Genomic DNA, 21,477 nt, shown 5'->3' on the forward strand with positions numbered 1-21,477 from the left:
CCCCCTTTTTACGCCTCTCAGTAACCCAATGACAACCCGGTATTGCGCCGTGGATCGTTGGCGCCGTAGAAGCGGTTTTTGCCGACCGGTTTACCGCCCAGCGACGGTGCGCCAACCAGAATTGCGGCGATATGGTTGGCATCCTGCGGCCCGGCGAACTTGTGTCCCCAACTCTCGAGAATCTTCCTCGTGTCGGGGCTGGCGGCGAAGTCTTCGAGGTTGGTTTCTTCCGGCATCCATTGCTGATGGAAACGCGGCGCATCGACCGCTTCCTGCAAGCCCATGCCGTAGTCGATGACGTTGAGCATGGTCAGCAAGGTCGCCGTGATGATGCGGCTGCCGCCCGGCGTGCCGACCACCATGACCACTTTGCCATCTTTGGTGACGATGGTCGGACTCATCGACGACAGCGGCGCTTTGCCCGGAGCGATGGCGTTGGCTTCGCCCTGCACCAGACCGTACATGTTCGGCACACCGACTTTCGACGTGAAGTCGTCCATCTCGTCATTGAGGATCACCCCGGTCTTGCTCGCCATCACACCGGCACCGAACCAGTCGTTGAGCGTGTAGGTGACCGAGACCGCGTTGCCCCACTTGTCGACGATCGAGTAGTGAGTGGTGTTGCTGCCTTCATGGGGCGCTGTGCCTGGTTTCAGTTCGGCGGAAACACCGGCCTTTTGCGGCTGGATGGCGTCACGCAGTTTGGTCGCGTAATTCTTGTCCAGCAGGTGCTCGATCGGGTTCTTGACGAAATCCGGATCGCCCAGATAGCTGTTGCGATCAACATACGCGTGACGCATCGCTTCGATCTGGTAGTGCATGCCCTGGGCAGAATGGAAGCCCAGATCCTTCATCGGATAGCCTTCAAGAATGTTCATGATCTGGCAGATCACCACGCCGCCAGAGCTTGGCGGCGGCGCCGATACCACGTGATAGCCACGGTAATCGCACTCCACCGGGGCCAGTTCGCGGGTCTTGTATTTGTCGAGGTCGGCTTGAGTGATGATGCCCTTGTTCGCCTGACTGGACGTGACGATGGCGTCGGCCACCCAGCCTTTATAGAAGCCGTCAGCGCCCTTTTCGGAAATGGTTCGCAGGGTTTTGCCGAGGTCTTTCTGCACCAGTTTCTGCCCGACCTGCATCGGCTCGCCGTTGCTGAGGAAGATCGAGCCGGAATCGCGCATGTCCTTTTTGAACACGTCGGTGGCGTACTCCAGCAGCTCGACGTCGCCTTGCTCCAGCTCAAAACCGTCTTCAGCCAATTTGATCGCCGGGGCAATCATGTCCTTGCGCTGCCTCGTGCCGTACTTGCTCAGCGCCAGTTCCATACCGGACACCGTGCCCGGCACGCCGACGGCCAAATGGCCACGGGTACTCAGTTCCGGGATGACGTTGCCTTCCTTGTCCAGATACATATTGGCGGTCGCCGCCAGCGGGGCTTTTTCGCGGAAGTCGAGGAAGGTCTTGCGCCCGTCCGCCAGTTGAATGGTCATGAAACCGCCGCCACCGAGGTTGCCCGCGGCGGGATAGACCACCGCCAGCGCATAACCCACCGCGACGGCTGCATCTACGGCGTTACCACCATCCTTCAACACGTCGACGCCGACATGCGTAGCCAGATGTTGCGCGGTGACCACCATGCCGTTTTCGGCGGCAACCGGCGCCACCGAGGCGGCGTGAGCCATGAGGCAACTGAGTGCCAGGGAGGTCGCTATCAGCGATTTGGCCAAAGGTTCGTACTTCATGAGTCGATCTCTTTTTTGTTTTCAGGGTCTGTGCAAAACAGAGGGGGAACGCGTCAAGAGCAACAAGCAGTATGGTCGGATTTGCGTATTGCGCCTCCCCGATCAGCCAGTATGCTGGGCGCTATTGCCGCACCGATTCGGAGTTTGCTCGCATGTCTTTTACCTTCATCACCCTGCCCTCGCCGGTCGGCGAGCTGAAGCTGGTCGCGAACGGCTCGCGACTGGCGGCCATCCTCTGGGAAAACGACCGTCCGAACCGCGTGCGTCTTGGGCCGATGACGCAAGCACCGGACAATCCGGTCCTGCTGAAAACCGCTCGACAACTAGAAGAATATTTTGCCGGGACGCGCAATTGCTTCGATCTGGAGCTGGATTTTGTCGGCACCGATTTTCAGAAACAGGTCTGGGCCGCGCTGCTGACCATTCCGTTCGGGGAGACCCGCACCTATAGCCAGATTGCTCAGCAGATCGGCAATCCCGCAGCGGTACGCGCGGTGGGCGCCGCGAATGGGCGCAACCCGATTTCGATTGTCGCGCCGTGCCATCGGGTGATTGGCGCGTCAGGGAAATTGACGGGGTTTGCCGGGGGTCTTGAGGCGAAGGAGCGGTTATTGAGGCTGGAGGGTTTCTGCCAGACGGGTCACACGGGAAATTTGTTTTGATCTGCTTAGGCTGGGAGCGAGCGTGCTCGCGAAGGCGTTCGGTCAGTTACTGATGCTCTGGGTGACCTACCGCTTTCGCGAGCAAGCTCGCTCCCACAGGGATTAGTGTGATGCTTAAGCGTTGAACAGGTTATTCATCGCCGCGTATTGCAACAGCATGATGGTCTTGGCATCGCAGATCTCGCCGCGATGGAAGGCTGTCAGAGCTTCATCGAATGACCACTCCAGCACTTCCAGCTCTTCGGTTTCTTCTTCCAGACCGCCGCCGTCGCTGACCTTCGACGCCGAGTCATACTCGGCAATAAAAAAGTGCAGTTTCTCGGTCACCGAACCGGGACTCATGTAGGCCTCGAATACCTTCTTCACGTCATGCACGCGATAGCCGGTTTCTTCCTCGGCCTCGTCGCGAATCCGCTGTTCCGGGGCGGCGCCTTCCAGCAAGCCTGCCGCCACTTCGATCAGCAGACCGTCATGACCGTTGACGAACACCGGCAAGCGGAACTGTCGGGTCAGCACCACGGAACGCTTCTCGCGGTTGAACAGCAGAATGGCCGCGCCATTGCCGCGGTCATACACCTCGCGGGTCTGACGCTGCCACTCACCGTTATTGCGGTGGTAGTCGAAGGTGATTTTCTTCAGCAAATACCAATCGTGGGACAACACCTGAGTGTCGACAATGTTGACCCGCTCGGCTGTGTCGGTCATGACGTCTGATCCTTTTTCCATCGTTAGGCCGCCATGGTCGAATAATCGCGCCAACAAAAAAAGCCCGGCAGCGCTACCGGGCTTGTTTATTTGCAGCTAAAGAGCAGAGTGCGAGATCGATTCTTCGGCCTCCTGCCCGGACAATCGGGTGCCATGAATCAACGGCCCGTAACGCTGACTGAACTCCCAGTTATACGGCACGCGATCCTTGCTGGTGCCGTTGTCCCAGTTTACCGACCAGGTCATCAACCCCTTGATCGGATGCCCCATGATCGCCAGCCGTTTAAGCACATTGCCCACCACAGTCTTGTCGATGACATATCCGGTGGCGGCAGCATCGACGTTGGCCGGTAGACCGATGACGAATTTATCCGCAGCGATCTTTGTGAAACCACGGGTACCGGTCACCAGGCTTTCGGTCAGGTAATAGAGAAAGTCCTCTTTCATTACATCGTTGTTCTGCGCGATCCACGCACCGGTACCGCCGTTGGCCTCAGGCACCCAGACCCCGTCACCGCCCTGGTTGTAGAACTGCGGGGCGATGAAATCGTAGTAGCCTTCCAGTGCCTGCAAATAGCCGACGTACTTGCCGTTGGTGGTCAGGTACGGAAACTCGGGGGCCATGCTGATGATGAAATGCTTGCCCTGGCCTGCATAGTGATCCTTGACCCGTTTCAGCGCGGCCGGCAGAACGGTCTTGTTGGCAGCGAAATCAATCGCGCTCTGTTCAAGATCGATGTCCAGTCCATCGAAGCCATAGGTTTCCACCAAGCGGATGATTTCATTGGCCAGCGGTTGCTCCTGACCGCTATGCAGCTCGATGTGCGCATCGGCCCCACCGAGAGAAATCAGCACCGCCCGCCCCTGACTGTTAAGCACGCCGACCTGACGGCGGAACTCGGCATCGGAAACGTTAAAGGGCTTGAAGGTCGGAATTCCACTGCCCTTCATGAAGGCGACAGCGACCACGTTGTATTCCTTGGGCACATCCTCCAGAGCGATGCTGGCAAACCGGCCTTGCCGATAACCGTCGCTCGGCCCCGCCGGCCAGTTGTGCCAAAAGCCCATGAGGATTTTTTTGCCGGCAATGCCCGGCATCAGCGAAGCCGCATCACTCGTTGCGTTTTGCATCAATGAGAAGTCGATGTTGGACATTGTTCTATTCCTTCAGAACCTGTGGGTTTGACGACGCTGCGCCGTTATTTGAAGTCGACGTCGAAAGCCTGGTAGAAAGCGTTGCCGGTATTGGCAACGATCCACATCAGGACGATAACGTGATGACCTTTCTTGTTCGCCGGCAGTTCCACAGAGTGGTTGACCTTGGCCTTCAGCTCCGGCGAATGACTGTAGTAAGGAACCTGAGTGTAGAAGTCCTCAAAGAACGGTTGTGCGTCCAGCTGCGCACGAGTGATGCGTTGTTTCGGGTCCCAGCCATCCTTGGTGATCAGCCAACGATAGCCTCGGGTGGTGTGCGGCGCGGTGTATTCCCACTTGATATCGAGCCTCTGACCCGGGGTGACATTGAGCAAAGGCCAAGTGAACGGGCGACCCAGTTTCTTGCTCATTTCCGCATCGGTGAAATTCACGCACTCTCGTGGATCAGTCTTGCCGCCACTGAGAATGTAGCCGTCGGCAGGCGGGGCGACACTGGCGGAGTCGGTTTTGTAGGGTGGCGGAAACGGTCCCGCAACCAGTGCGGGAAAATTCTTGCCACCTTCCATTTCATTGACTTGCCAGCCGCCCAGCAGCCCGAGGTCTATGACCACCGAGCCACGGCTTGATGGAGAGGTGACGCGACCATGTCGCAGCAGGGTTTCAGGGTTTGCTTGATTCATGTTTTTCACTCCGTTGATTTAAGAACTCTCCTTCCCGAGGAGAGGCCTTCAAGCTAACGGAGGTGGTTTTTTTGTCCATCGGCGGATTTGCCGCACTCATCGCCAGTCGCGTTTAGAACACCAATAAATACTGGATGGATATACAGCTACATAGGATAACTCCCACCCGGCGTATGGCAAAAGGACTACACGTCGACGCTGCAAAAACCGCCAATCTCGAATCAGCCTAACTGGGCCTTGAACTCCTTTTCGTATTCCCCGGCCAGCTGGTCTTTCTGTTTTTCGCTAAGCAGTTTTCCAGCCATCTGGAAGAACTTCTGCTCCTCTTCCTTGAGGTGGTGATGGACCTTGTCCGCGAGCTTTTTGGCAATTGCCAGCCATGCCGGGCTGGACATCTCGGTCTCGTCCAGCTCTTCCATCATTTCGTCCATCTCATGGTGCTCGGCGATGGCGTGACGGCTGAGGTCGACACCGCTGTCGACCGCCATCAGAGGGATGTAGAAGTGGCGCTCCTCGGCGGTTTCATGGGCCTGCAACTCGGCCTTGAGCCGCTTGTAGGCCTCGGCCCGCTCAGGGGTATCTCCACTGGTTTTGATCAGGTTTTCGGCATAGCTGCGCTGGCGATCATGGCTTTCACGAAGGGCTTCGAAAATATTCATGGAGGGTCCTCATCAACCGCGTTCTGAAATGACGCTGTCAAAGCTAGACCGCAGCGCGGGAGCGACGGTTCCACGGGGTTGAACAGGGGCTTGGAGGACACCCCTTGCGCAGGATAGGCTGCGGGTTCACACCACAAGGAAGTCATGCATGAACTTGCGCATCGAGTTGTCGCAAAACCCTACGGAAGAACAACGTCAGGCCATTCTCCAGCCCTTGATCGCCTACAACGACGCCCAGACGGGCGGCTCGAAATCGGAGCCCTTCGCCCTGATGGTGCGCGATGAGCACGAGGCGATTCTCGGCGGTTTGTACGGTCGGGTGACCTTTCAGTGGATGTACATTGAATTGCTGTCAGTCCCGGAGCTGGGTCGGGGACAGGGTATCGGCTTGGAGCTGATGGCGATGGCCGAAGCGATGGCCAAGGACAAGAACTGCCTGGGCATCTGGCTGGACACCTTCAGCTTTCAGGCGCCGGAGTTCTACAAGAAGCTTGGATTCAGTCAGTTCGGGGAGATCGTTGACTATCCACCGGCGCACAAGCGGCATTTTCTTCAGAAGCGGTTAATGGACTGAATCGACTGGCCCCATCGCGAGCAAGCTCGCTCCCACAAAGTATGTGTCGCTCACAAAACCTGTGGGAGCGGGCTTGCCCGCGATGGGGCCATTGATGTCACCGCATCGGGTACTGACTTACATTAAAGACAAGTCGCCAACGCCGCCAACCGGCGCTTGGCGACAAAATCATCCTTCTGCGCGAAGTAATTCAACAGCGTGCCGGACGCATCTGTACTCACATCGACAAACGATTCCGCCGAACGCGTGTACACCGTCGAACCGCCCTTCTTGCCCGGTTGCAGATAAGCCCCGGCATCGACGCCGAACACCGCTTCGTCCTGCCAGGCGAATTGCACGCACTGGGCGACGATTTTTTCGGGTTTGTTCGAGTTCAGAACCTTGTCTGGGGTTTGGGTGCGGGCATTGTCCATCACCGACCCCGCGCAACCGGCCAGCACCGTCGTGGCCAGCGCCACCATCAGAATTCGCATTGCGTTCGCTCATTCATAAAAAAGCGGACTGTATCACCGCAGCCGCGGGAATCGTTCTGCTTTACTGCATTTATAGCGCGACACGCGCAGCCAGCTGCGGCAACCTAAGGTCATCAGCCTCACAAGGAAAACACATGGCGCCTACCGACCAGCGACATGAACACGCTCTGAAACTGTTTCTCGACGCACGCCCCGACTTGCGCGAAACCCTCGACCATCTCAATCCATTACTGGCCCAGGCCAAAGGTGAAACCCAGGCGCAGTATCGCGAAGAACGCCTGCATGAAGCGTTTGAGGCCGAGGCGGAAACTCTGGGTTTGTTCGCCTGGGAACTGACTTTGCAACTGACCGCTGAAACGCCTGAGGAGTATCAGGCGCAACGTCTGGAAGTGCATCGTGAAGTGGCGGAAATGGCCGGCATGGACTGGCTGGAATACTGCGATCTGTATGGCATAGAACCGTAACCACCGCGCAAGGACATCTGCACTCATGCTGCCCTCTAGTTCGACCCACCGTGCCAGCCCCGGCCATCTGCACAAGCAGAAATGGCGCGGTCGCGTGGGTCTGGCGCTGGTTGCCAGCCTGTCGGTGCTGGCCGGGATGACGGATGCAATCGGCTTTATGGCCAGCGGCGATTTCGTCTCGTTCATGAGCGGCAACACCACACGATTGGCCGTGGCGATCAGTGATGGCGATATCGGATTGATCGTGCGTCTGGTGATCCTGATCGTTAGCTTTATTGTCGGTAATGCCTTGGGCGTCCTCATTGCGCGCCTTGGCGGACGACGGGCGCTGCCGCTTCTGCTATGCATCGCCACTCTGCTCTGCGCGTCGGCAGCCTGGCCGTTTGAAACACAATTACCGGCACTGCTGGCGGCGATCATCGCGATGGGCATGCTCAATGCATCGGTTGAGGAAGTGAATGGTTTGCCAGTCGGTCTGACGTATGTCACCGGCGCGCTGTCGCGATTTGGCCGAGGCCTGGGTCGTTGGCTCCTTGGCGAGCGACGCAGCGGCTGGCGGGTGCAACTGGTGCCGTGGGGCGGGATGTTTGTCGGCGCCATTCTTGGGGCGGTACTGGAACACCATCTGGGACTCAAGGCGATGTTCGTCAGCGGTTTGCTGGCGGCGCTGCTGGGCGCACTGTCACTCACCATTCCTCGACGCTGGCAACTCGGCTACATGCCCCGCTGAAATGCGACCTTGTGAGGTGTGCCATGTACGCAACATGGTTTCGCGGCCGCATCGATAAAGCTTTATCATGGCCGCAGTTTTGCTGATCGAGTCCGTCATGAAGTTCGCCATTGCGCTGTTTTCCGCCGCCCATGCGCCCTCCTCGCGCCGAGCCCTGCTGTTTGCACAGGCTGCATTGGCCGGTGGGCATGAGATTGTCCGGCTGTTTTTCTACCAGGATGGCGTCTACAACGCCTCTGACGCGGTGGTCACGCCGCAGGACGAGCTGGACCTTCCCAAACAATGGCGCGCATTCATCAGCGAGCAACAACTGGACGGCGTGGTGTGCATCGCCGCCGCCCTGCGCCGGGGTGTGCTGAACGCCGAAGAAGCCCAGCGCTATCTGCGCGACGCCGTGTCCATCAGCGCCCCGTGGGAATTGTCCGGCCTCGGTCAGTTGCATGACGCGGTGCAAGACGCCGACCGCTTGATCTGTTTCGGAGGTGCGTGAAATGGCCAAATCCTTGTTGATCATCAGTCGCCAGTCGCCGTGGTCCGGCCCTGCTGCCCGCGAAGCGCTCGACATCGTGCTGGCCGGCGGCGCGTTCGATCTGCCGATCGGCCTGCTGTTTCTCGATGACGGCGTGCTGCAACTGGCCGCTGGGCAAAACGCCAAGGCTTTGCAACAGAAAGACCTGAGTGCCAACCTGCAAGCGCTGCCGATGTTCGGCGTCGAAGAGCTGTTCTACTGCGCCGATAGCGCTAACGCTCGCGGCTTTGGCAAATTGTCGCTGGACGAAGCGAAACCACTGGCCGCCGAGCAAATCACCGCCCTTATTGACCGTTACGACCAGGTGATCACCCTCTGATGTCGACTTTGCATGTGTTGTCTCATTCTCCGTTCGGCGACGATCGCCTGAGCAGTTGCCTGCGGTTGATCGGCAGCGCCGATGCCTTGCTGCTATCCGGCGACGCGGTATATGCACTGCAACCGGATACCGCGCCGTTCCTCGCGCTGCAAAGCCGCCAGGTGAAACTGTTCGTGCTGGACGAAGACGTGCAGGCCCGCGCTGTGCATGTTCCCGACTGGGCAGAAGCCATCGATTACCCGGCTTTCGTCGAACTGTCGATCCACCACGACAAGGTCAACAGTTGGCTATGAATTCCATGACCGTCGGCGCCCGCGCCATCGAACTGGACAAGGATGGCTTTCTCGTCGACCTCAGCGACTGGTCGGCCGACGTCGCCAGCGCCCTCGCCGCCGCCGAAGACATCGAGTTGACCCCCGAGCACTGGGAAGTCCTCGAACTGCTGCGCAGCTTCTACGCAGAGTTCCAGCTGTCGCCGGCCACGCGGCCGCTGATCAAGTACACCGCGCTAAAACTCGGCGCGGACAAAGGCAACAGCCTGCACCTGAACCGACTGTTCAAAGGCACCCCTGCCAAACTCGCCGCGAAACTGGCGGGCCTGCCCAAACCGACGAATTGCCTATGACCGACTATCCAGCGCTGACCCTCGAAACGCCCGCCGAGCATCCGTTCGCCCAGTTCGTGCGAATCCTTGGCAAAGGCAAGCGCGGCGCTCGCGACCTGACCCGCATTGAGGCCAGGGAAGCGATGGGCATGGTGCTCGACGATAAGGTCGAAGACACCCAGCTCGGTGCCTTTCTGATGTTGCTGCGACACAAGGAAGAAAGCGCCGAGGAAATGGCCGGTTTCACCGAAGCGCTGCGCGAGCGATTGCAGGCGCCAGCATTGAATATCGATCTGGACTGGCCAACCTACGCGGGCAAGAAGCGCCATCTGCCGTGGTATCTGCTGGCGGCCAAGTGCCTGGCGCAGAATGGCGTGCGCATCTTCATGCATGGCGGCGGCGCGCACACGGCCGGGCGTCTGTACAGCGAGCAAGTGCTTGGCGAACTGAGCATTCCGTTGTGCCGCAACTGGCAACAAGTCGGCACCGCACTGGACAACGGCGGTCTGGCGTTCATGCCGCTGGTGGACTGGGCGCCGCAGTTGCAGAAGATGATCGATTTGCGCAACACCTTGGGCCTGCGCTCGCCGATCCATTCGCTGGCGCGGATCCTCAATCCACTGGGTGCGCGCTGCGGCCTGCAAAGTATCTTCCACCCCGGTTATCAAGCCGTGCACCGCGATGCCAGCGGTCTGCTCGGCGATACGGCGATTGTGGTCAAGGGCGATGGCGGCGAAATCGAGATCAACCCGGATGCCGACAGCCATCTCTACGGCACCACGGGCGGCGAAAGCTGGGACGAGGAATGGCCGCAATTGTCGGCGCAACGTCACGTCAAACCGGCCTCGCTGGACATCGAGCATTTGAAAGCAGTGTGGCGCGGCGAAGTGGTGGATAGCTATCCGCAAATGGCGCTGATTTCGACCATGGCACTGGCATTGCGCGGTCTCGGTCAGCCCCGTGAGCAGGCGTTCGAAACCGCAGAGCAATACTGGGCCGCGCGGAACAAATCGATTTAACCGATCATTCACGCCCGATCTTTGCGCTTTTTGTTCGAACTCATCGGAATAGACTCGACTCCAACGCTTATTGGTTTACGGAGTCTTGATCATGGGTTTACTCGTAGATGGCCACTGGCAGGACAAGTGGTACGAAAGCAGCAAGGACGGCGCGTTCCAGCGCGAACAGGCGCAACGGCGCAACTGGGTCACTGCTGACGGCGAGCCCGGCCCAAGCGGCGAAGGCGGTTTTGCGGCCGAGGCCGGGCGCTATCATCTCTACGTTTCGCTCGCCTGTCCGTGGGCGCACCGCACGCTGATCCTGCGCAAACTCAAAGGTCTGGAAAGCCTGATTGACGTTTCCGTGGTCAGTTGGCTGATGCTGGAAAACGGCTGGACCTTCGACACCGCGCTCGGCTCGACCGGCGACAAGCTCGATCACTTCGACTTCATGCATCAGCGCTACACCGCCGACACGCCGGATTACACCGGACGCGTCACCGTGCCGGTGCTGTGGGACAAAAAACTTAAACGCATCGTCAGCAATGAATCGGCGGAGATCATCCGCATGTTCAACAACGCGTTCGATGATCTGACCGGCAATGATCTGGATTTTTACCCGGCGCCATTGCGCGGTGAGATCGATGGCCTGAACGAGCGGATTTATCCGGCAGTCAACAACGGTGTGTATCGCGCCGGGTTCGCCACCTCGCAACAGGCTTATGAAGAAGCGTTCGATGAGGTGTTTGCCGAATTGGAGCACCTGGAACAGGTGTTGGGTGCCAATCGTTATCTGTCGGGTGAATACCTGACTGAAGCGGATGTTCGATTGTTCACCACGATGATTCGCTTCGACGCGGTGTATCACGGGCACTTCAAGTGCAACCTGCGGCGGATTGCCGATTACCCGAATCTGTCGAACTGGCTGCGTGAGATGTATCAGTGGCCGGGGATCGCCGAGACGGTGGATTTTCAGCACATCAAGAACCACTACTACGGCAGTCACAAGACGATTAACCCGACGGGGGTTGTACCGAAGGGGCCGGAGCAGGATTTCAGTGTGGCCCATGATCGGGCTCGGCTGAGCGGGAAAGAGGTTTGGCGCAGGGGCTGACATTTGTAGTGGTTTTGAGGGTCCCATCGCTGGCAAGCCAGCTCCCACAGGGGTTTTCGTGATGCTGGAGACTGCTGCATCACTCCAAAACCCCAGGGCCGGGGTGATGCTGGAGAATGCAGCTTCAACAGAAGACCTGTGGGAGCTGGCTTGCCAGCGATTGGGGCGACTCGGTTTTCAGACCTGCGCCTGAGCCCCTTCAAACCACGCCAGTTTCTCGCGCAACTGCACCACTTCGCCGACGATCACCAGTGTCGGCGCATGCACTTCATGCTCCGCCACCAAACGCGGCAAATCGGCCAGCGTGCCAATGAACACCCGCTGATTGACGGTGGTGCCCTGCTGAATCAACGCCGCCGGGGTATCCGCCGAGCGACCATGCTTGATCAACTGCTCACAGATCATCGGCAGACCCACCAGGCCCATGTAGAACACCAACGTCTGCGCCGGCGCGACAAGGTCGGCCCACGGTAGATCGCTGGAACCGTCCTTCAAATGCCCGGTGACAAATCGCACCGACTGCGCGTAATCGCGGTGCGTCAGCGGAATCCCGGCATACGCCGCGCAGCCGCTGGCCGCCGTAATCCCCGGCACCACCTGAAATGGAATGCCGTGGGCCGCCAGTTCTTCGATCTCTTCGCCGCCTCGGCCGAAGATAAACGGATCGCCGCCCTTCAACCGCACCACACGCTTGCCGGCCTTGGCCAGGTCGACCAGTTGCTGGTTGATCTGATCCTGTGGCACGGCGTGTTCGGCGCGGCGCTTGCCGACGTAAACCCGCTCGGCATCGCGACGGCACAGCTCAAGAATCGCTGGCGCCACCAAGCGGTCATAAAGCACCACATCGGCTTGCTGCATCAAACGCAAAGCCTTGAAGGTCAGCAAATCCGGATCGCCCGGACCTGCGCCGACCAGATACACCTCACCGGTGATGATGGTCGGTTCGCCGTCGATCTTGGCTTGCAGCAGACGTTCGGCTTCAGCACCCTGCCCAGCCAGTTGCCGATCGGCAATAGGACCCTGAAACACGTCTTCCCAGAACCCGCGGCGCTGCTGTACATCCGGAAACAGGTTTTTCACCTGATTGCGGAAACGTGCTGCCAGCCCGGCCAATTGGCCGTAAGTCGAAGGAATCCAGGTTTCGATCTTGGCGCGGATCAAACGGGCCAGCACTGGCGCATCGCCGCCGCTGGAAATCGCTACGATCAGCGGCGAGCGATCGACGATCGCCGGGAAGATCACGCTGCACAAGGCAGGCGCATCGACCACGTTGACCGGCACGCAACGCCGATGGGCATCGGTGGAAACCTGCGCGTTCAGCGTTTCGTCGTCGGTGGCGGCGATAATCAACCCGCAACCGTCCAGATCGGTTTCGACGTAACCGCGCAACAGGCACTCGCCACCGCTGGCAACCACCAATTCACGCAATTGCGTTTCGATTTCAGGTGCGACCACCCGCAGCAGCGCACCGGCGTCGGCCAGCAGACGGGATTTGCGCAAGGCAATTTCCCCCCCACCGACGACCAACACACGACTGCCGCGCAGGTTGTGAAACAGCGGCAGATATTTCATTTAACCGATGACCTCAAGGCCACCCATGTACGGCTTCAGCACGTCCGGCACGCGGATCGAACCATCGGCCTGCTGGTAGTTTTCCAGCACGGCAACAAGGGTACGACCGACTGCCAGACCGGAGCCGTTCAAGGTGTGTACCAGTTCAGGCTTGCCGGTTTCCGGGTTGCGGAAACGCGCCTGCATACGGCGGGCCTGGAAGTCGCCACAGTTGGAGCACGACGAGATTTCGCGGTACTTGTCCTGGCTCGGGATCCATACTTCCAAGTCGTAAGTCTTGACCGCGCTGAAGCCCATGTCGCCGGTGCACAGCGCCAGGGTGCGGTAAGGCAGACCCAGCAGTTGCAGGACTTTTTCGGCGTTGGCGGTCAGGCCTTCCAGCGCTTCCATCGAAGTCGATGGCTCAACGATCTGGACCATTTCAACCTTGTCGAACTGGTGCTGACGGATCATCCCGCGAGTGTCACGACCCGATGCGCCGGCTTCGCTACGAAAGCATGGCGTGTGGGCAACAAACTTGATCGGCAGCAGCTTCGAATCGACGATTTCGCCAGCAACGATGTTGGTCAGCGACACTTCGGCGGTCGGGATCAGGTACAGATCGGCTTCGCCTTCGCGGGTGATCTTGAACAGGTCTTCTTCGAACTTCGGCAGCTGACCCGTGCCTTGCAGCGCCGGGGCCTGGACCAGATAAGGCGTGTAAGCCTCTTCGTAGCCGTGCTCGTTGACGTGCAGGTTGATCATGAACTGCGCCAGTGCACGGTGCAGACGGGCGATCGGGCCACGCAGAAGGGCGAAACGTGCGCCGGACAGCTTGGCGGCAGTTTCGAAATCCAGCCAGCCGAACTTCTCGCCCAGGGCAACGTGGTCTTTGACTTCGAAATCAAACGCAGTCGGCGTGCCCCAGCGGCGCACTTCAACGTTGTCGTCTTCGTCTTTGCCGACCGGAACGGATTCGTGCGGCAGGTTGGGGATACCGAGCAGGATCGAATCCAGCTCGGTCTGGATTGCGTCCAGTTCGACCTTGCCTGCGCTCAACTCGCCCGCCATGCGCTCGACGTCCGCCATCAGCGGCGCGATGTCTTCGCCGCGCTGCTTGGCCTGACCGATGGATTTGGAACGCGCGTTACGCTCAGCCTGCAGTGCTTCGGTGCGGGTCTGGACGGTCTTGCGCTGTTCTTCCAGCGCTTCGATGCGCGCGGTATCCAGGGCATAGCCACGGGAAGCCAAGCGGTCCGCTACGTCCTGAAGGTTGCTACGTAACAGTTTGGAATCGAGCATGTCGGTTTCTCGTTATCAAAGTTTGGTCAAAGACAGGCCAGCCCACGTTGCGAGCAGCCCGCCGAATACGCTGAGTGCCGCATAGCCCAGGGCCAGCGGTACTTGCCCGCTTTCCAGCAAGCGCACCGTATCCAGTGAAAAGGATGAAAAAGTCGTCAGCCCCCCGAGGAAGCCAACCATCAACCCGGCCCGCACCTCGATCGGCACTTCCGGGCGTATCAAAAACAAGCCATACAACACGCCAATCAGCAGACAGCCCACGATATTAACGGCGAGCGTCGCGGTATAGAAGTGCCGCGGCCAATTGGCGTTGATCCAGTTGCCGGTGGCGAAGCGCAACAAAGTGCCGGCCATGCCACCGACGGACACCGCAATGATCAATGGAACCACTATTTCCTCCGCTGCCTTGGGCTTAAACGGTCGAGTTGGGCGAGGTGATTGAGCTTCTCGCCGATCTTCAACTCAAGGCCTCTGGGCACCGGCTGATAGAACGGGATGGGATCAAGCTCTTCCGGAAAATAGTCTTCCCCGGCGGCATAGGCGTCCGGCTCATCGTGGGCGTAGCGATATTCGTCGCCATAGCCCAGTTGCTTCATCAGTTTGGTCGGCGCATTGCGCAAATGCAGCGGCACTTCCAGCGAGCCGTTTTCCGCGGCGGCGCGCAATGCGGTCTTGAAGCCCATGTACACCGCGTTGCTTTTTGGCGCGCACGCCAGATACGTGATGGCCTGGGCTACCGCCAACTCACCTTCCGGACTGCCGAGGCGCTCCTGCACTTCCCACGCCGCCAGACACAGGCTGAGGGCGCGCGGATCGGCGTTGCCGATGTCTTCGCTGGCCATACGCACCACGCGTCGGGCCAGGTACAGCGGATCGCAACCGCCATCGATCATTCGCGCGAACCAGTACAACGCGCCGTCAGGATTAGAGCCGCGCACCGATTTGTGCAGCGCGGATATCTGGTCGTAAAAGGCTTCGCCACCCTTGTCGAAACGCCGACGGGTGTCGCCGAGCAGGCTTTGCAGCAGCTCGGTGCCAATTTCGCTATCGTCTTCGGCAAGGTCAGAAGCGTTTTCCAGCAGATTGAGCAGACGCCGACCATCGCCATCGGCGGCGGACAGCAACATCTGGAAGCCTTCGTCGTTCAACGTCAGATTGCGCTTGCCCAAGCCGCGCTCTTCAGTCAGCGCGCGGTGCACCAGCTTGCGCAGTGCCGCTTCGTCGAGGCTTTTCAGCACGTAGACGCGGGCCCGCGACAACAGTGCGTTGTTGAGCTCAAACGAAGGATTTTCAGTGGTGGCGCCGATGAAGATCAGCGTGCCGTCTTCAACGTACGGCAGGAACGCGTCCTGCTGGGACTTGTTGAAACGGTGCACTTCATCGACAAACAGAATCGTGCGCTTGCCGTACTGGCCGGCCTGCTGCTTGGCGATTTCAACGGCTTGACGGATCTCCTTGACCCCGGCGAGCACCGCCGAGACCGTTTCGAAATGTGCATCCGAGACTTCCGCGAGCAACCGCGCCAGCGTGGTTTTACCCACGCCCGGCGGCCCCCAGAAGATCATCGAATGCAGAGCACCCTGCTCGAGCGCCTCACGCAGAGGCTTGCCCCGAGCCAGCAAGTGCTCCTGACCGACGTACTCATCCAGATTGGCCGCACGCAAACGCGCGGCCAGTGGCTGGGCTATCGGTGCACTGCGAAACAGATCCATCACGTAACGTTGAAACCTCTGATTTTCTGAAACCTGTTGATGACCCTGTGGCGAGGGGATTTAGCGAAACGTCGCACCGCCCCGTTCGGCTGCGCAGCAGTCGTAAAACCATTCGATGCGGTGTGTCAGAAAGAACTTGAATGCAGGTTTTGGGGCCGCTTCGCGGCCCAACGGGGATAAATCCCCTCGCCACAAAAACCCCTCCATACCAGGCCCTCACCACAAAGGCCCCGACACAAGGGGCCGGGGTTTATTCCTGAATGACGTCAGCGCCCTTCGGAATCTCGAACTTGAACTTCGACGCTGGAACCGGTTCGTTGGCCTTCACCCCAGTGAACAGGATGTTGGTGCGCTGACCGACGCTGTCGATCAGTTGCATGTCATTGAGCAGACCGTTGCGGAACGACAGGCGCAGGTTGTCGAACAGGGTGTCCTTGGTTTTCGGCTTGAGGGTGAAGTCAATCACGCCGCCCGCCTCTTTCGCGCTGATGTCGAAGCTCTGGCTGATCTTCGACACATCACCGGACAGCAGCAGCGCCGGGGTCTGGGTCAGACGCTCGTCGAGCTTCTTGATGGTTGCCTGCTCAAGATCCGGGTCCCACAGGGTGACTTTCTTGCCGTCGGAAACCATGGTCTGCTCGGCCGGCGCATTGGTGTGCCAGTAGAACAGGCCCGGACGCTGCAGGGTCATGTCGCCAGTGGTTTCCTGCAACTGCGTGCCGCCGCCATCGAGGGTCAGCTGCGAGAAGTTCGCGCTCAGGGTCTTGGATGTTTCCAGCAATTGGGTCAGACGCGCCACGTCCTTGTCATCGGCGTGGGCCGTGAGTGTGGTCAGAGCCAGTACTGGCAGCAGCATGCGGATAAGACGCATGGGAGTCCTCTTGAATACTCGTTGGGAGAGCGGCGGCACATCATTGTCCCGCCTCTTGCTTTTGCAATCAGTCGCGTACCGGGCCCGGCGCCAGGACTTCACGCGAACCGTTGGTGTTCATTGATGTGACGACGCCGGCCATTTCCATGGCTTCGATCATCCGCGCGGCGCGGTTGTAGCCGATCTTCAGCTTGCGTTGTACAGCGGAGATCGATGCGCGACGGCTTTCCAGCACGAACTGCACGGCTTCGTCATACAGTGCGTCAGCTTCAGGATCATCGCCGTCGCCGCCACCGCTGCTACCTTCAAAGCCGCTGCCCGCCTCTTCGACACCGTTGAGGATGTCGTCGTTGTATTCCGGGGCGCCGCGCAGTTTCCACGCTTCGACCACACGATGAACTTCTTCGTCAGATACGAACGCACCGTGAACCCGGATCGGCAGACTTGTGCCCGGTGGCATGTAGAGCATGTCACCGTGGCCGAGCAGTTGTTCGGCGCCGCCCTGGTCAATGATGGTTCGCGAGTCGATCTTGCTCGACACCTGGAACGCCATACGGGTCGGAATGTTGGCCTTGATCAGACCGGTGATCACGTCCACCGACGGCCGCTGTGTCGCGAGGATCAAGTGGATACCCGCCGCACGCGCTTTCTGAGCGATACGGGCGATCAGCTCTTCAACCTTCTTGCCGACGATCATCATCATGTCGGCGAATTCGTCGACGACCACGACAATGGTTGGCAGCTTCTGCAGCAACGGTGCTTCGTCGTGAATGCTTTCGCGCTTGTACAGCGGATCGCTCAGCGGCTCGCCAGCGTCCTGGGCTTCCTTGACCTTGGCGTTGAAGCCGGACAGGTTTCGCACACCCATCTTCGCCATCAGCTTGTAGCGACGCTCCATCTCGGCGACGCTCCAGCGCAGGGCGTTGGCCGCGTCCTTCATGTCGGTCACTACCGGGCACAGCAGGTGCGGAATGCCTTCGTAGATCGACAGTTCGAGCATCTTCGGGTCGATCATGATCAGCTTGGCGTCTTCCGGGCCGGACTTGAACAGGATCGACAGGATCATCGCGTTCACACCCACCGACTTACCGGAACCGGTTGTACCGGCCACCAACAAGTGCGGCATCTTCGCCAGGTCAGTGATGACCGGTTTGCCACCAATGTCATGACCGAGCGCCAGGGTGACCGGCGATTTGAAGTTGTCGTACTCGGGCGTCGACAGCACTTCGGAGAAGCGCACGATCTGCCGGTCTTCGTTGGGAATTTCGATACCGACGGTGGTCTTGCCCGGAATCACCTCGACCACCCGCACACTGGTCACCGCCAGAGAACGCGCCAGGTCTTTCGCCAGGTTGGAGATACGGCTGACCTTGACGCCCGCGGCAGGCTGAATTTCGTAACGGGTGATCACCGGACCCGGATGGATCGAGTCTACGGTAACTTCGACGCCGAACTCCTTCAGCTTGATCTCCAGCAAGTGGCCGACCGCTGCCAGGGACTCCGGCGAGTAATTGAGTTGTTTCTTTTCCGCAGGATCGAGGATCGAGATCGGCGGCAAGGTGCCTTCCACCGCGCTGTCGACAAACAACGGCGCCTGTTTCTCTTTCTGCACGCGCTTGCTTGGCTCGGGCGCCCTGGCCGGAGCCGGGGCAATGACCGGCGGCACCTGCTTCTCGCGATCGGACATGTGCTTGCTCAGCGCCTGCTCACGCTCGATCAGGCGTTCCTTGACCTTGGCCTGTTCGCGTTTATCGGTGACTGTCGGCGCGACCACATCGTGCACGCGATCATCGACTTCACGCAGTTGCGCAACCAGTTGCTTACGCTCGGTGCGGGCGGACCACCAGCGGTTGAGCGCACCCTGGAACAGTTCGAACAGGTCCAGGGTGATCTTGCCAGTGATGTCCATCACCTTGAACCACGACAGGTCGGTGAACACCGTCAGGCCGAACAGAAACAGCGCAATGAACAGCAAGGTGCTGCCCTGAATATTGAATGCGTTCTTCGCCAGGTCGCCGAGGCTTTCGCCCAACGCCCCACCGGCGCCTGCTGGCAGACCGGTGGCAGCATGAAAATGGATATGCGCCAGCGCCGCACCGGACAGCACCAGAAACACCAGACCGATCAAGCGCCAGGAGAAAAGCCAGCCGCTCCACTGCCACGGCTCGTGGCGCTGACGGAAGATCTGATACGCCTTGATCGCCAGCAACAACGGGAAGATGTAGGCGAAGTAACCGAGCACCATGAACAGGATATCGGCGCTGTAGGAGCCCGCCGGGCCGCCGAAATTCTGCACGTCGTCGATCTTGCTGTTGTGGCTCCAGCCCGGATCGTCCTTGCCGTAGGTCAGCAAAGCCATCATCAGGAACAGGCACAGAGCGCCGATGGCGATCAATGCACCTTCCTTGAGCCGGTAGTGCAACTGTTGGCGCCAGAGCGGAATGACTGTTTTTGGTGCTTCGGTGGATTTCTTCAAAACGCTTCTTTTCCTGCGCCCGAGGCGCGTCCATCTATTGAATGACGATAAAAAACTGCCCAATCCAGGCAGGTAAAAAAGTTGACGGGCACAACTGAGACTACTTTTAACACTGAGCTGCAGCTTTTACATACACAGGTATAAACACGCTACCCAGCGAACATTCTGTAACAGCCCGGCATTGTACGGGTTTGTGCGTCCGATGCCATGCTTCAAACCCGCAGTATTGAGCATAGCCAAGCGCACAAAACCTGCGATTCAATTTGAGCATGCATTGTCTTTTGTGACAAAGGCTTATGAGGTGTATTTGATGAACGTAGCGAAGCATTGACGCCCAGCCCCTGCGAACTCTCGCAGACTGCCTGCCACACCCACTGTAGACATCTTGCAGGCCTGGGCGCAGCGCTCGCTTACGACCGCATTCAACTCGCCAAGTTGCAACAGGGTCTACGTCGAGCAGGATCGGCACGACATTCGCCGCATTTCGCGGCACACTTTACCGCGGGCCGAATAGCCCGCGCCGCCCTCCCCTTCTGCAAGCCTGGATGCCATGCTGACTTGGTTACAACGTAATTCCCTGACTTTTCCGCCGCTGGAAAAGGCCATGCGCGAACCCAATGGATTGCTCGCCGCTGGTGGCGATCTGTCTGCCGACCGCCTGATCCAGGCGTATCGTCATGGCTGCTTTCCGTGGTTTTCCGAAGGCCAGCCGATTCTCTGGTGGTCGCCTGACCCTCGCACCGTGCTGCTTCCCGACGAACTGCATGTCTCGCGCAGCCTGGCCAAATTGCTGCGCCAGGAACGCTATCAGGTGACGTTCGATCAGGATTTCGATGCCGTGATCCGCGCCTGCGCCGCGCCAAGGGATTACGCCGACGGCACCTGGATCACTGAAGCCATGCAAAACGCCTACGTTGAATTGCACCGGCGCGGCTTCGCTCATTCGGTGGAAGTCTGGGATCAGGGCGAACTGGTCGGTGGCCTGTACGGGCTGGCGATGGGGCAGCTGTTTTTCGGTGAGTCGATGTTCAGCCGCGCTGACAATGCCTCCAAGTACGGCTTTGCCACGCTGGTCCGGCACCTGCAAGCATCAGGATTCGTGCTGATCGACTGCCAGATGCCGACCGACCACCTGCACAGCCTCGGCGCCCGGGCGATTCCCCGCCACGAATTCGCGGGCTATCTGGCACGGCATCTGGATCAACCCAATGGCGCCACCTGGGTTTGCTGAGCGACTTTAGCGCGCGTGGCTTACACTTAATTCACCAGCTTATCCCGAGGGTTGATCATGACCGAGTTGGCGCGGTTGAAGTTCTATGCCACTCAGCCTCACTCTTGCAGCTATCTGCCCGAGGAACAGGCCACGACCCTGTTTCTCGACCCTAGTCAGCCCATGGATGTGCACGTCTACGCAGACCTGTCGGAAATGGGCTTTCGTCGCAGCGGCGATCATCTGTACCGCCCCCATTGCCAGAATTGCAATGCGTGTGTGCCTGCGCGTATTCCGGTGGCGCAGTTCGTGCCCAATCGTCAGCAGAAGCGGATCTTGAAGCGTAACGCCGATGTGCAGGTGCTCCCTGCCAAGCCTCAGTTCAGCGAGGAATACTTCGATCTGTACCAGCGCTACATCGAACAGCGGCACGCCGACGGCGACATGTACCCACCAAGCCGTGATCAATTCTCGACTTTTCTTATTCGCGATCTGCCTTTCTCGCGTTTTTACGAGTTCCGACTCGACGGACGGTTGCTGGCGGTAGCTGTGACCGATTTGCTGCCGAACGGCTTGTCAGCGGTGTATACCTTTTACGAACCAGCAGAAGAGCGTCGCAGCCTCGGACGCTTCGCGATCCTGTGGCAAATCGGCGAGTGCCGGCGCCTGGGGCTTGAGGCGGTGTATTTGGGTTACTGGATCAAGAACTGCAAAAAGATGAACTACAAGACCCAATATCGCCCCATCGAACTGCTGATTAATCAGCGCTGGGTAATCCTGAACTGAAGACAAGCCGTAAACCCCTTGGCGTAAACACCATTTTTCGGGCACAATGCACGCCGCTTTTGCCTGGCGCAGTTGCACCGGGCCATTCATTGGATACCGAGGGCTTTACTGCATGTCGAAAGAAGACAGCTTCGAAATGTACGGCACTGACTTCGACA

General features: G+C 59.1%; 23 protein-coding genes and 1 pseudogene. 12 read left to right on the top strand and 12 right to left on the bottom strand.

What is annotated here, in order from left to right; all coding sequences use genetic code 11:
- Positions 1-17: 17 nt before the first annotated feature.
- Entirely contained in the window at positions 18-1,745 is a 1,728-nt protein-coding gene (gene ggt / locus ACIQVE_RS03205; RefSeq protein WP_402804457.1) for a gamma-glutamyltransferase, read from the bottom strand.
- Positions 1,746-1,897: 152 nt separating this feature from the next.
- Here ggt and ACIQVE_RS03210 point away from each other — a divergent pair, with 152 nt between their 5' ends.
- Positions 1,898-2,407, top strand: a complete 510-nt coding sequence (locus tag ACIQVE_RS03210; protein WP_402804459.1) for a methylated-DNA--[protein]-cysteine S-methyltransferase — start codon at positions 1,898-1,900, stop codon at positions 2,405-2,407.
- 114 nt (positions 2,408-2,521) lie between these two features.
- Here ACIQVE_RS03210 and ACIQVE_RS03215 read toward each other — a convergent pair whose 3' ends face one another.
- The 4 genes and pseudogenes from ACIQVE_RS03215 to ACIQVE_RS03230 all read right to left on the bottom strand — a co-directional run bounded on the left by ACIQVE_RS03215 (position 2,522) and on the right by ACIQVE_RS03230 (position 5,606).
- The gene (locus ACIQVE_RS03215) at positions 2,522-3,112 is read right to left on the bottom strand and encodes an NUDIX domain-containing protein (protein ID WP_402804461.1); all 591 of its coding nucleotides are present in this window, start codon (positions 3,110-3,112) and stop codon (positions 2,522-2,524) included.
- 153 nt (positions 3,113-3,265) lie between these two features.
- A pseudogene (locus tag ACIQVE_RS03220) lies at positions 3,266-4,267 on the bottom strand (chitinase); the annotation flags it as partial.
- Positions 4,268-4,311: 44 nt separating this feature from the next.
- Entirely contained in the window at positions 4,312-4,947 is a 636-nt protein-coding gene (locus tag ACIQVE_RS03225) for a lytic polysaccharide monooxygenase auxiliary activity family 9 protein (protein WP_402804463.1), read from the bottom strand.
- A gap of 221 nt (positions 4,948-5,168) precedes the next feature.
- Complete coding sequence (locus ACIQVE_RS03230; RefSeq protein WP_402804465.1) at positions 5,169-5,606, bottom strand: hemerythrin domain-containing protein; 438 nt, start codon at positions 5,604-5,606, stop codon at positions 5,169-5,171.
- Positions 5,607-5,754: 148 nt separating this feature from the next.
- Here ACIQVE_RS03230 and ACIQVE_RS03235 point away from each other — a divergent pair, with 148 nt between their 5' ends.
- Complete coding sequence (locus ACIQVE_RS03235; RefSeq protein WP_402804467.1) at positions 5,755-6,180, top strand: GNAT family N-acetyltransferase; 426 nt, start codon at positions 5,755-5,757, stop codon at positions 6,178-6,180.
- A 122-nt stretch (positions 6,181-6,302) separates the two neighbouring features.
- Here ACIQVE_RS03235 and ACIQVE_RS03240 read toward each other — a convergent pair whose 3' ends face one another.
- Positions 6,303-6,653, bottom strand: a complete 351-nt coding sequence (locus ACIQVE_RS03240) for a hypothetical protein (RefSeq protein WP_402804469.1) — start codon at positions 6,651-6,653, stop codon at positions 6,303-6,305.
- A gap of 134 nt (positions 6,654-6,787) precedes the next feature.
- Here ACIQVE_RS03240 and ACIQVE_RS03245 point away from each other — a divergent pair, with 134 nt between their 5' ends.
- The 8 genes from ACIQVE_RS03245 to ACIQVE_RS03280 all read left to right on the top strand — a co-directional run bounded on the left by ACIQVE_RS03245 (position 6,788) and on the right by ACIQVE_RS03280 (position 11,411).
- Positions 6,788-7,117 carry a DUF6388 family protein gene (locus ACIQVE_RS03245; protein WP_402804471.1) on the top strand — a complete coding sequence of 110 codons (330 nt, stop codon included), beginning with the start codon at positions 6,788-6,790 and terminating at the stop codon, positions 7,115-7,117.
- 25 nt (positions 7,118-7,142) lie between these two features.
- The gene (locus tag ACIQVE_RS03250; RefSeq protein WP_402804473.1) at positions 7,143-7,847 is read left to right on the top strand and encodes a YoaK family protein; all 705 of its coding nucleotides are present in this window, start codon (positions 7,143-7,145) and stop codon (positions 7,845-7,847) included.
- A 97-nt stretch (positions 7,848-7,944) separates the two neighbouring features.
- Positions 7,945-8,337 (top strand): sulfurtransferase complex subunit TusD, encoded by a 393-nt coding sequence (gene tusD / locus ACIQVE_RS03255; protein ID WP_402804476.1) that lies wholly within the window; start codon positions 7,945-7,947, stop codon positions 8,335-8,337.
- A gap of 1 nt (position 8,338) precedes the next feature.
- On the top strand, positions 8,339-8,695 hold the full coding sequence (gene tusC, locus ACIQVE_RS03260; protein ID WP_402804479.1) for a sulfurtransferase complex subunit TusC: 357 nt from the start codon (positions 8,339-8,341) through the stop codon (positions 8,693-8,695).
- On the top strand, positions 8,695-8,988 hold the full coding sequence (tusB, locus tag ACIQVE_RS03265; RefSeq protein ID WP_402804482.1) for a sulfurtransferase complex subunit TusB: 294 nt from the start codon (positions 8,695-8,697) through the stop codon (positions 8,986-8,988). The genes tusC and tusB overlap by 1 nt, the downstream gene beginning before the upstream one ends.
- Positions 8,985-9,320, top strand: a complete 336-nt coding sequence (locus ACIQVE_RS03270; RefSeq protein ID WP_402804484.1) for a TusE/DsrC/DsvC family sulfur relay protein — start codon at positions 8,985-8,987, stop codon at positions 9,318-9,320. The genes tusB and ACIQVE_RS03270 overlap by 4 nt, the downstream gene beginning before the upstream one ends.
- The gene (locus tag ACIQVE_RS03275) at positions 9,317-10,318 is read left to right on the top strand and encodes a glycosyl transferase family protein (protein WP_402804486.1); all 1,002 of its coding nucleotides are present in this window, start codon (positions 9,317-9,319) and stop codon (positions 10,316-10,318) included. The genes ACIQVE_RS03270 and ACIQVE_RS03275 overlap by 4 nt, the downstream gene beginning before the upstream one ends.
- Positions 10,319-10,409: 91 nt before the next feature.
- The gene (locus tag ACIQVE_RS03280) at positions 10,410-11,411 is read left to right on the top strand and encodes a glutathione S-transferase family protein (protein WP_402804488.1); all 1,002 of its coding nucleotides are present in this window, start codon (positions 10,410-10,412) and stop codon (positions 11,409-11,411) included.
- A 177-nt stretch (positions 11,412-11,588) separates the two neighbouring features.
- On the opposite strand, the gene cysG is transcribed toward ACIQVE_RS03280, so the two are convergent.
- From cysG to ACIQVE_RS03310, 6 genes are all read right to left on the bottom strand, one after another.
- Positions 11,589-12,983, bottom strand: coding sequence for a siroheme synthase CysG (gene cysG / locus ACIQVE_RS03285; protein WP_402804490.1), 1,395 nt, complete (start codon positions 12,981-12,983; stop codon positions 11,589-11,591).
- On the bottom strand, positions 12,984-14,264 hold the full coding sequence (serS, locus tag ACIQVE_RS03290; protein ID WP_402804494.1) for a serine--tRNA ligase: 1,281 nt from the start codon (positions 14,262-14,264) through the stop codon (positions 12,984-12,986).
- A 15-nt stretch (positions 14,265-14,279) separates the two neighbouring features.
- Positions 14,280-14,654, bottom strand: coding sequence for a fluoride efflux transporter CrcB (gene crcB / locus ACIQVE_RS03295; RefSeq protein WP_160058614.1), 375 nt, complete (start codon positions 14,652-14,654; stop codon positions 14,280-14,282).
- Positions 14,654-15,976 (bottom strand): replication-associated recombination protein A, encoded by a 1,323-nt coding sequence (locus ACIQVE_RS03300; RefSeq protein ID WP_402804497.1) that lies wholly within the window; start codon positions 15,974-15,976, stop codon positions 14,654-14,656. Before ACIQVE_RS03300 ends, crcB begins: the two co-directional genes overlap by 1 nt.
- A 250-nt stretch (positions 15,977-16,226) precedes the next feature.
- A complete protein-coding gene (gene lolA / locus ACIQVE_RS03305) occupies positions 16,227-16,847 on the bottom strand; it encodes an outer membrane lipoprotein chaperone LolA (RefSeq protein ID WP_402804499.1) in 621 nt (206 codons plus the stop codon).
- 67 nt (positions 16,848-16,914) lie between these two features.
- On the bottom strand, positions 16,915-19,323 hold the full coding sequence (locus ACIQVE_RS03310; RefSeq protein ID WP_402804501.1) for a DNA translocase FtsK: 2,409 nt from the start codon (positions 19,321-19,323) through the stop codon (positions 16,915-16,917).
- A 550-nt stretch (positions 19,324-19,873) separates the two neighbouring features.
- Between ACIQVE_RS03310 and aat the strand changes: the two genes are divergently transcribed.
- The gene (gene aat, locus ACIQVE_RS03315; protein ID WP_402804503.1) at positions 19,874-20,554 is read left to right on the top strand and encodes a leucyl/phenylalanyl-tRNA--protein transferase; all 681 of its coding nucleotides are present in this window, start codon (positions 19,874-19,876) and stop codon (positions 20,552-20,554) included.
- Positions 20,555-20,611: 57 nt separating this feature from the next.
- Positions 20,612-21,319 carry an arginyltransferase gene (locus tag ACIQVE_RS03320; protein ID WP_402804506.1) on the top strand — a complete coding sequence of 236 codons (708 nt, stop codon included), beginning with the start codon at positions 20,612-20,614 and terminating at the stop codon, positions 21,317-21,319.
- Positions 21,320-21,477 lie beyond the last annotated feature (158 nt).

Source organism: Pseudomonas sp. NPDC098747, from assembly GCF_044760045.1.
Classification (GTDB): domain Bacteria; phylum Pseudomonadota; class Gammaproteobacteria; order Pseudomonadales; family Pseudomonadaceae; genus Aquipseudomonas.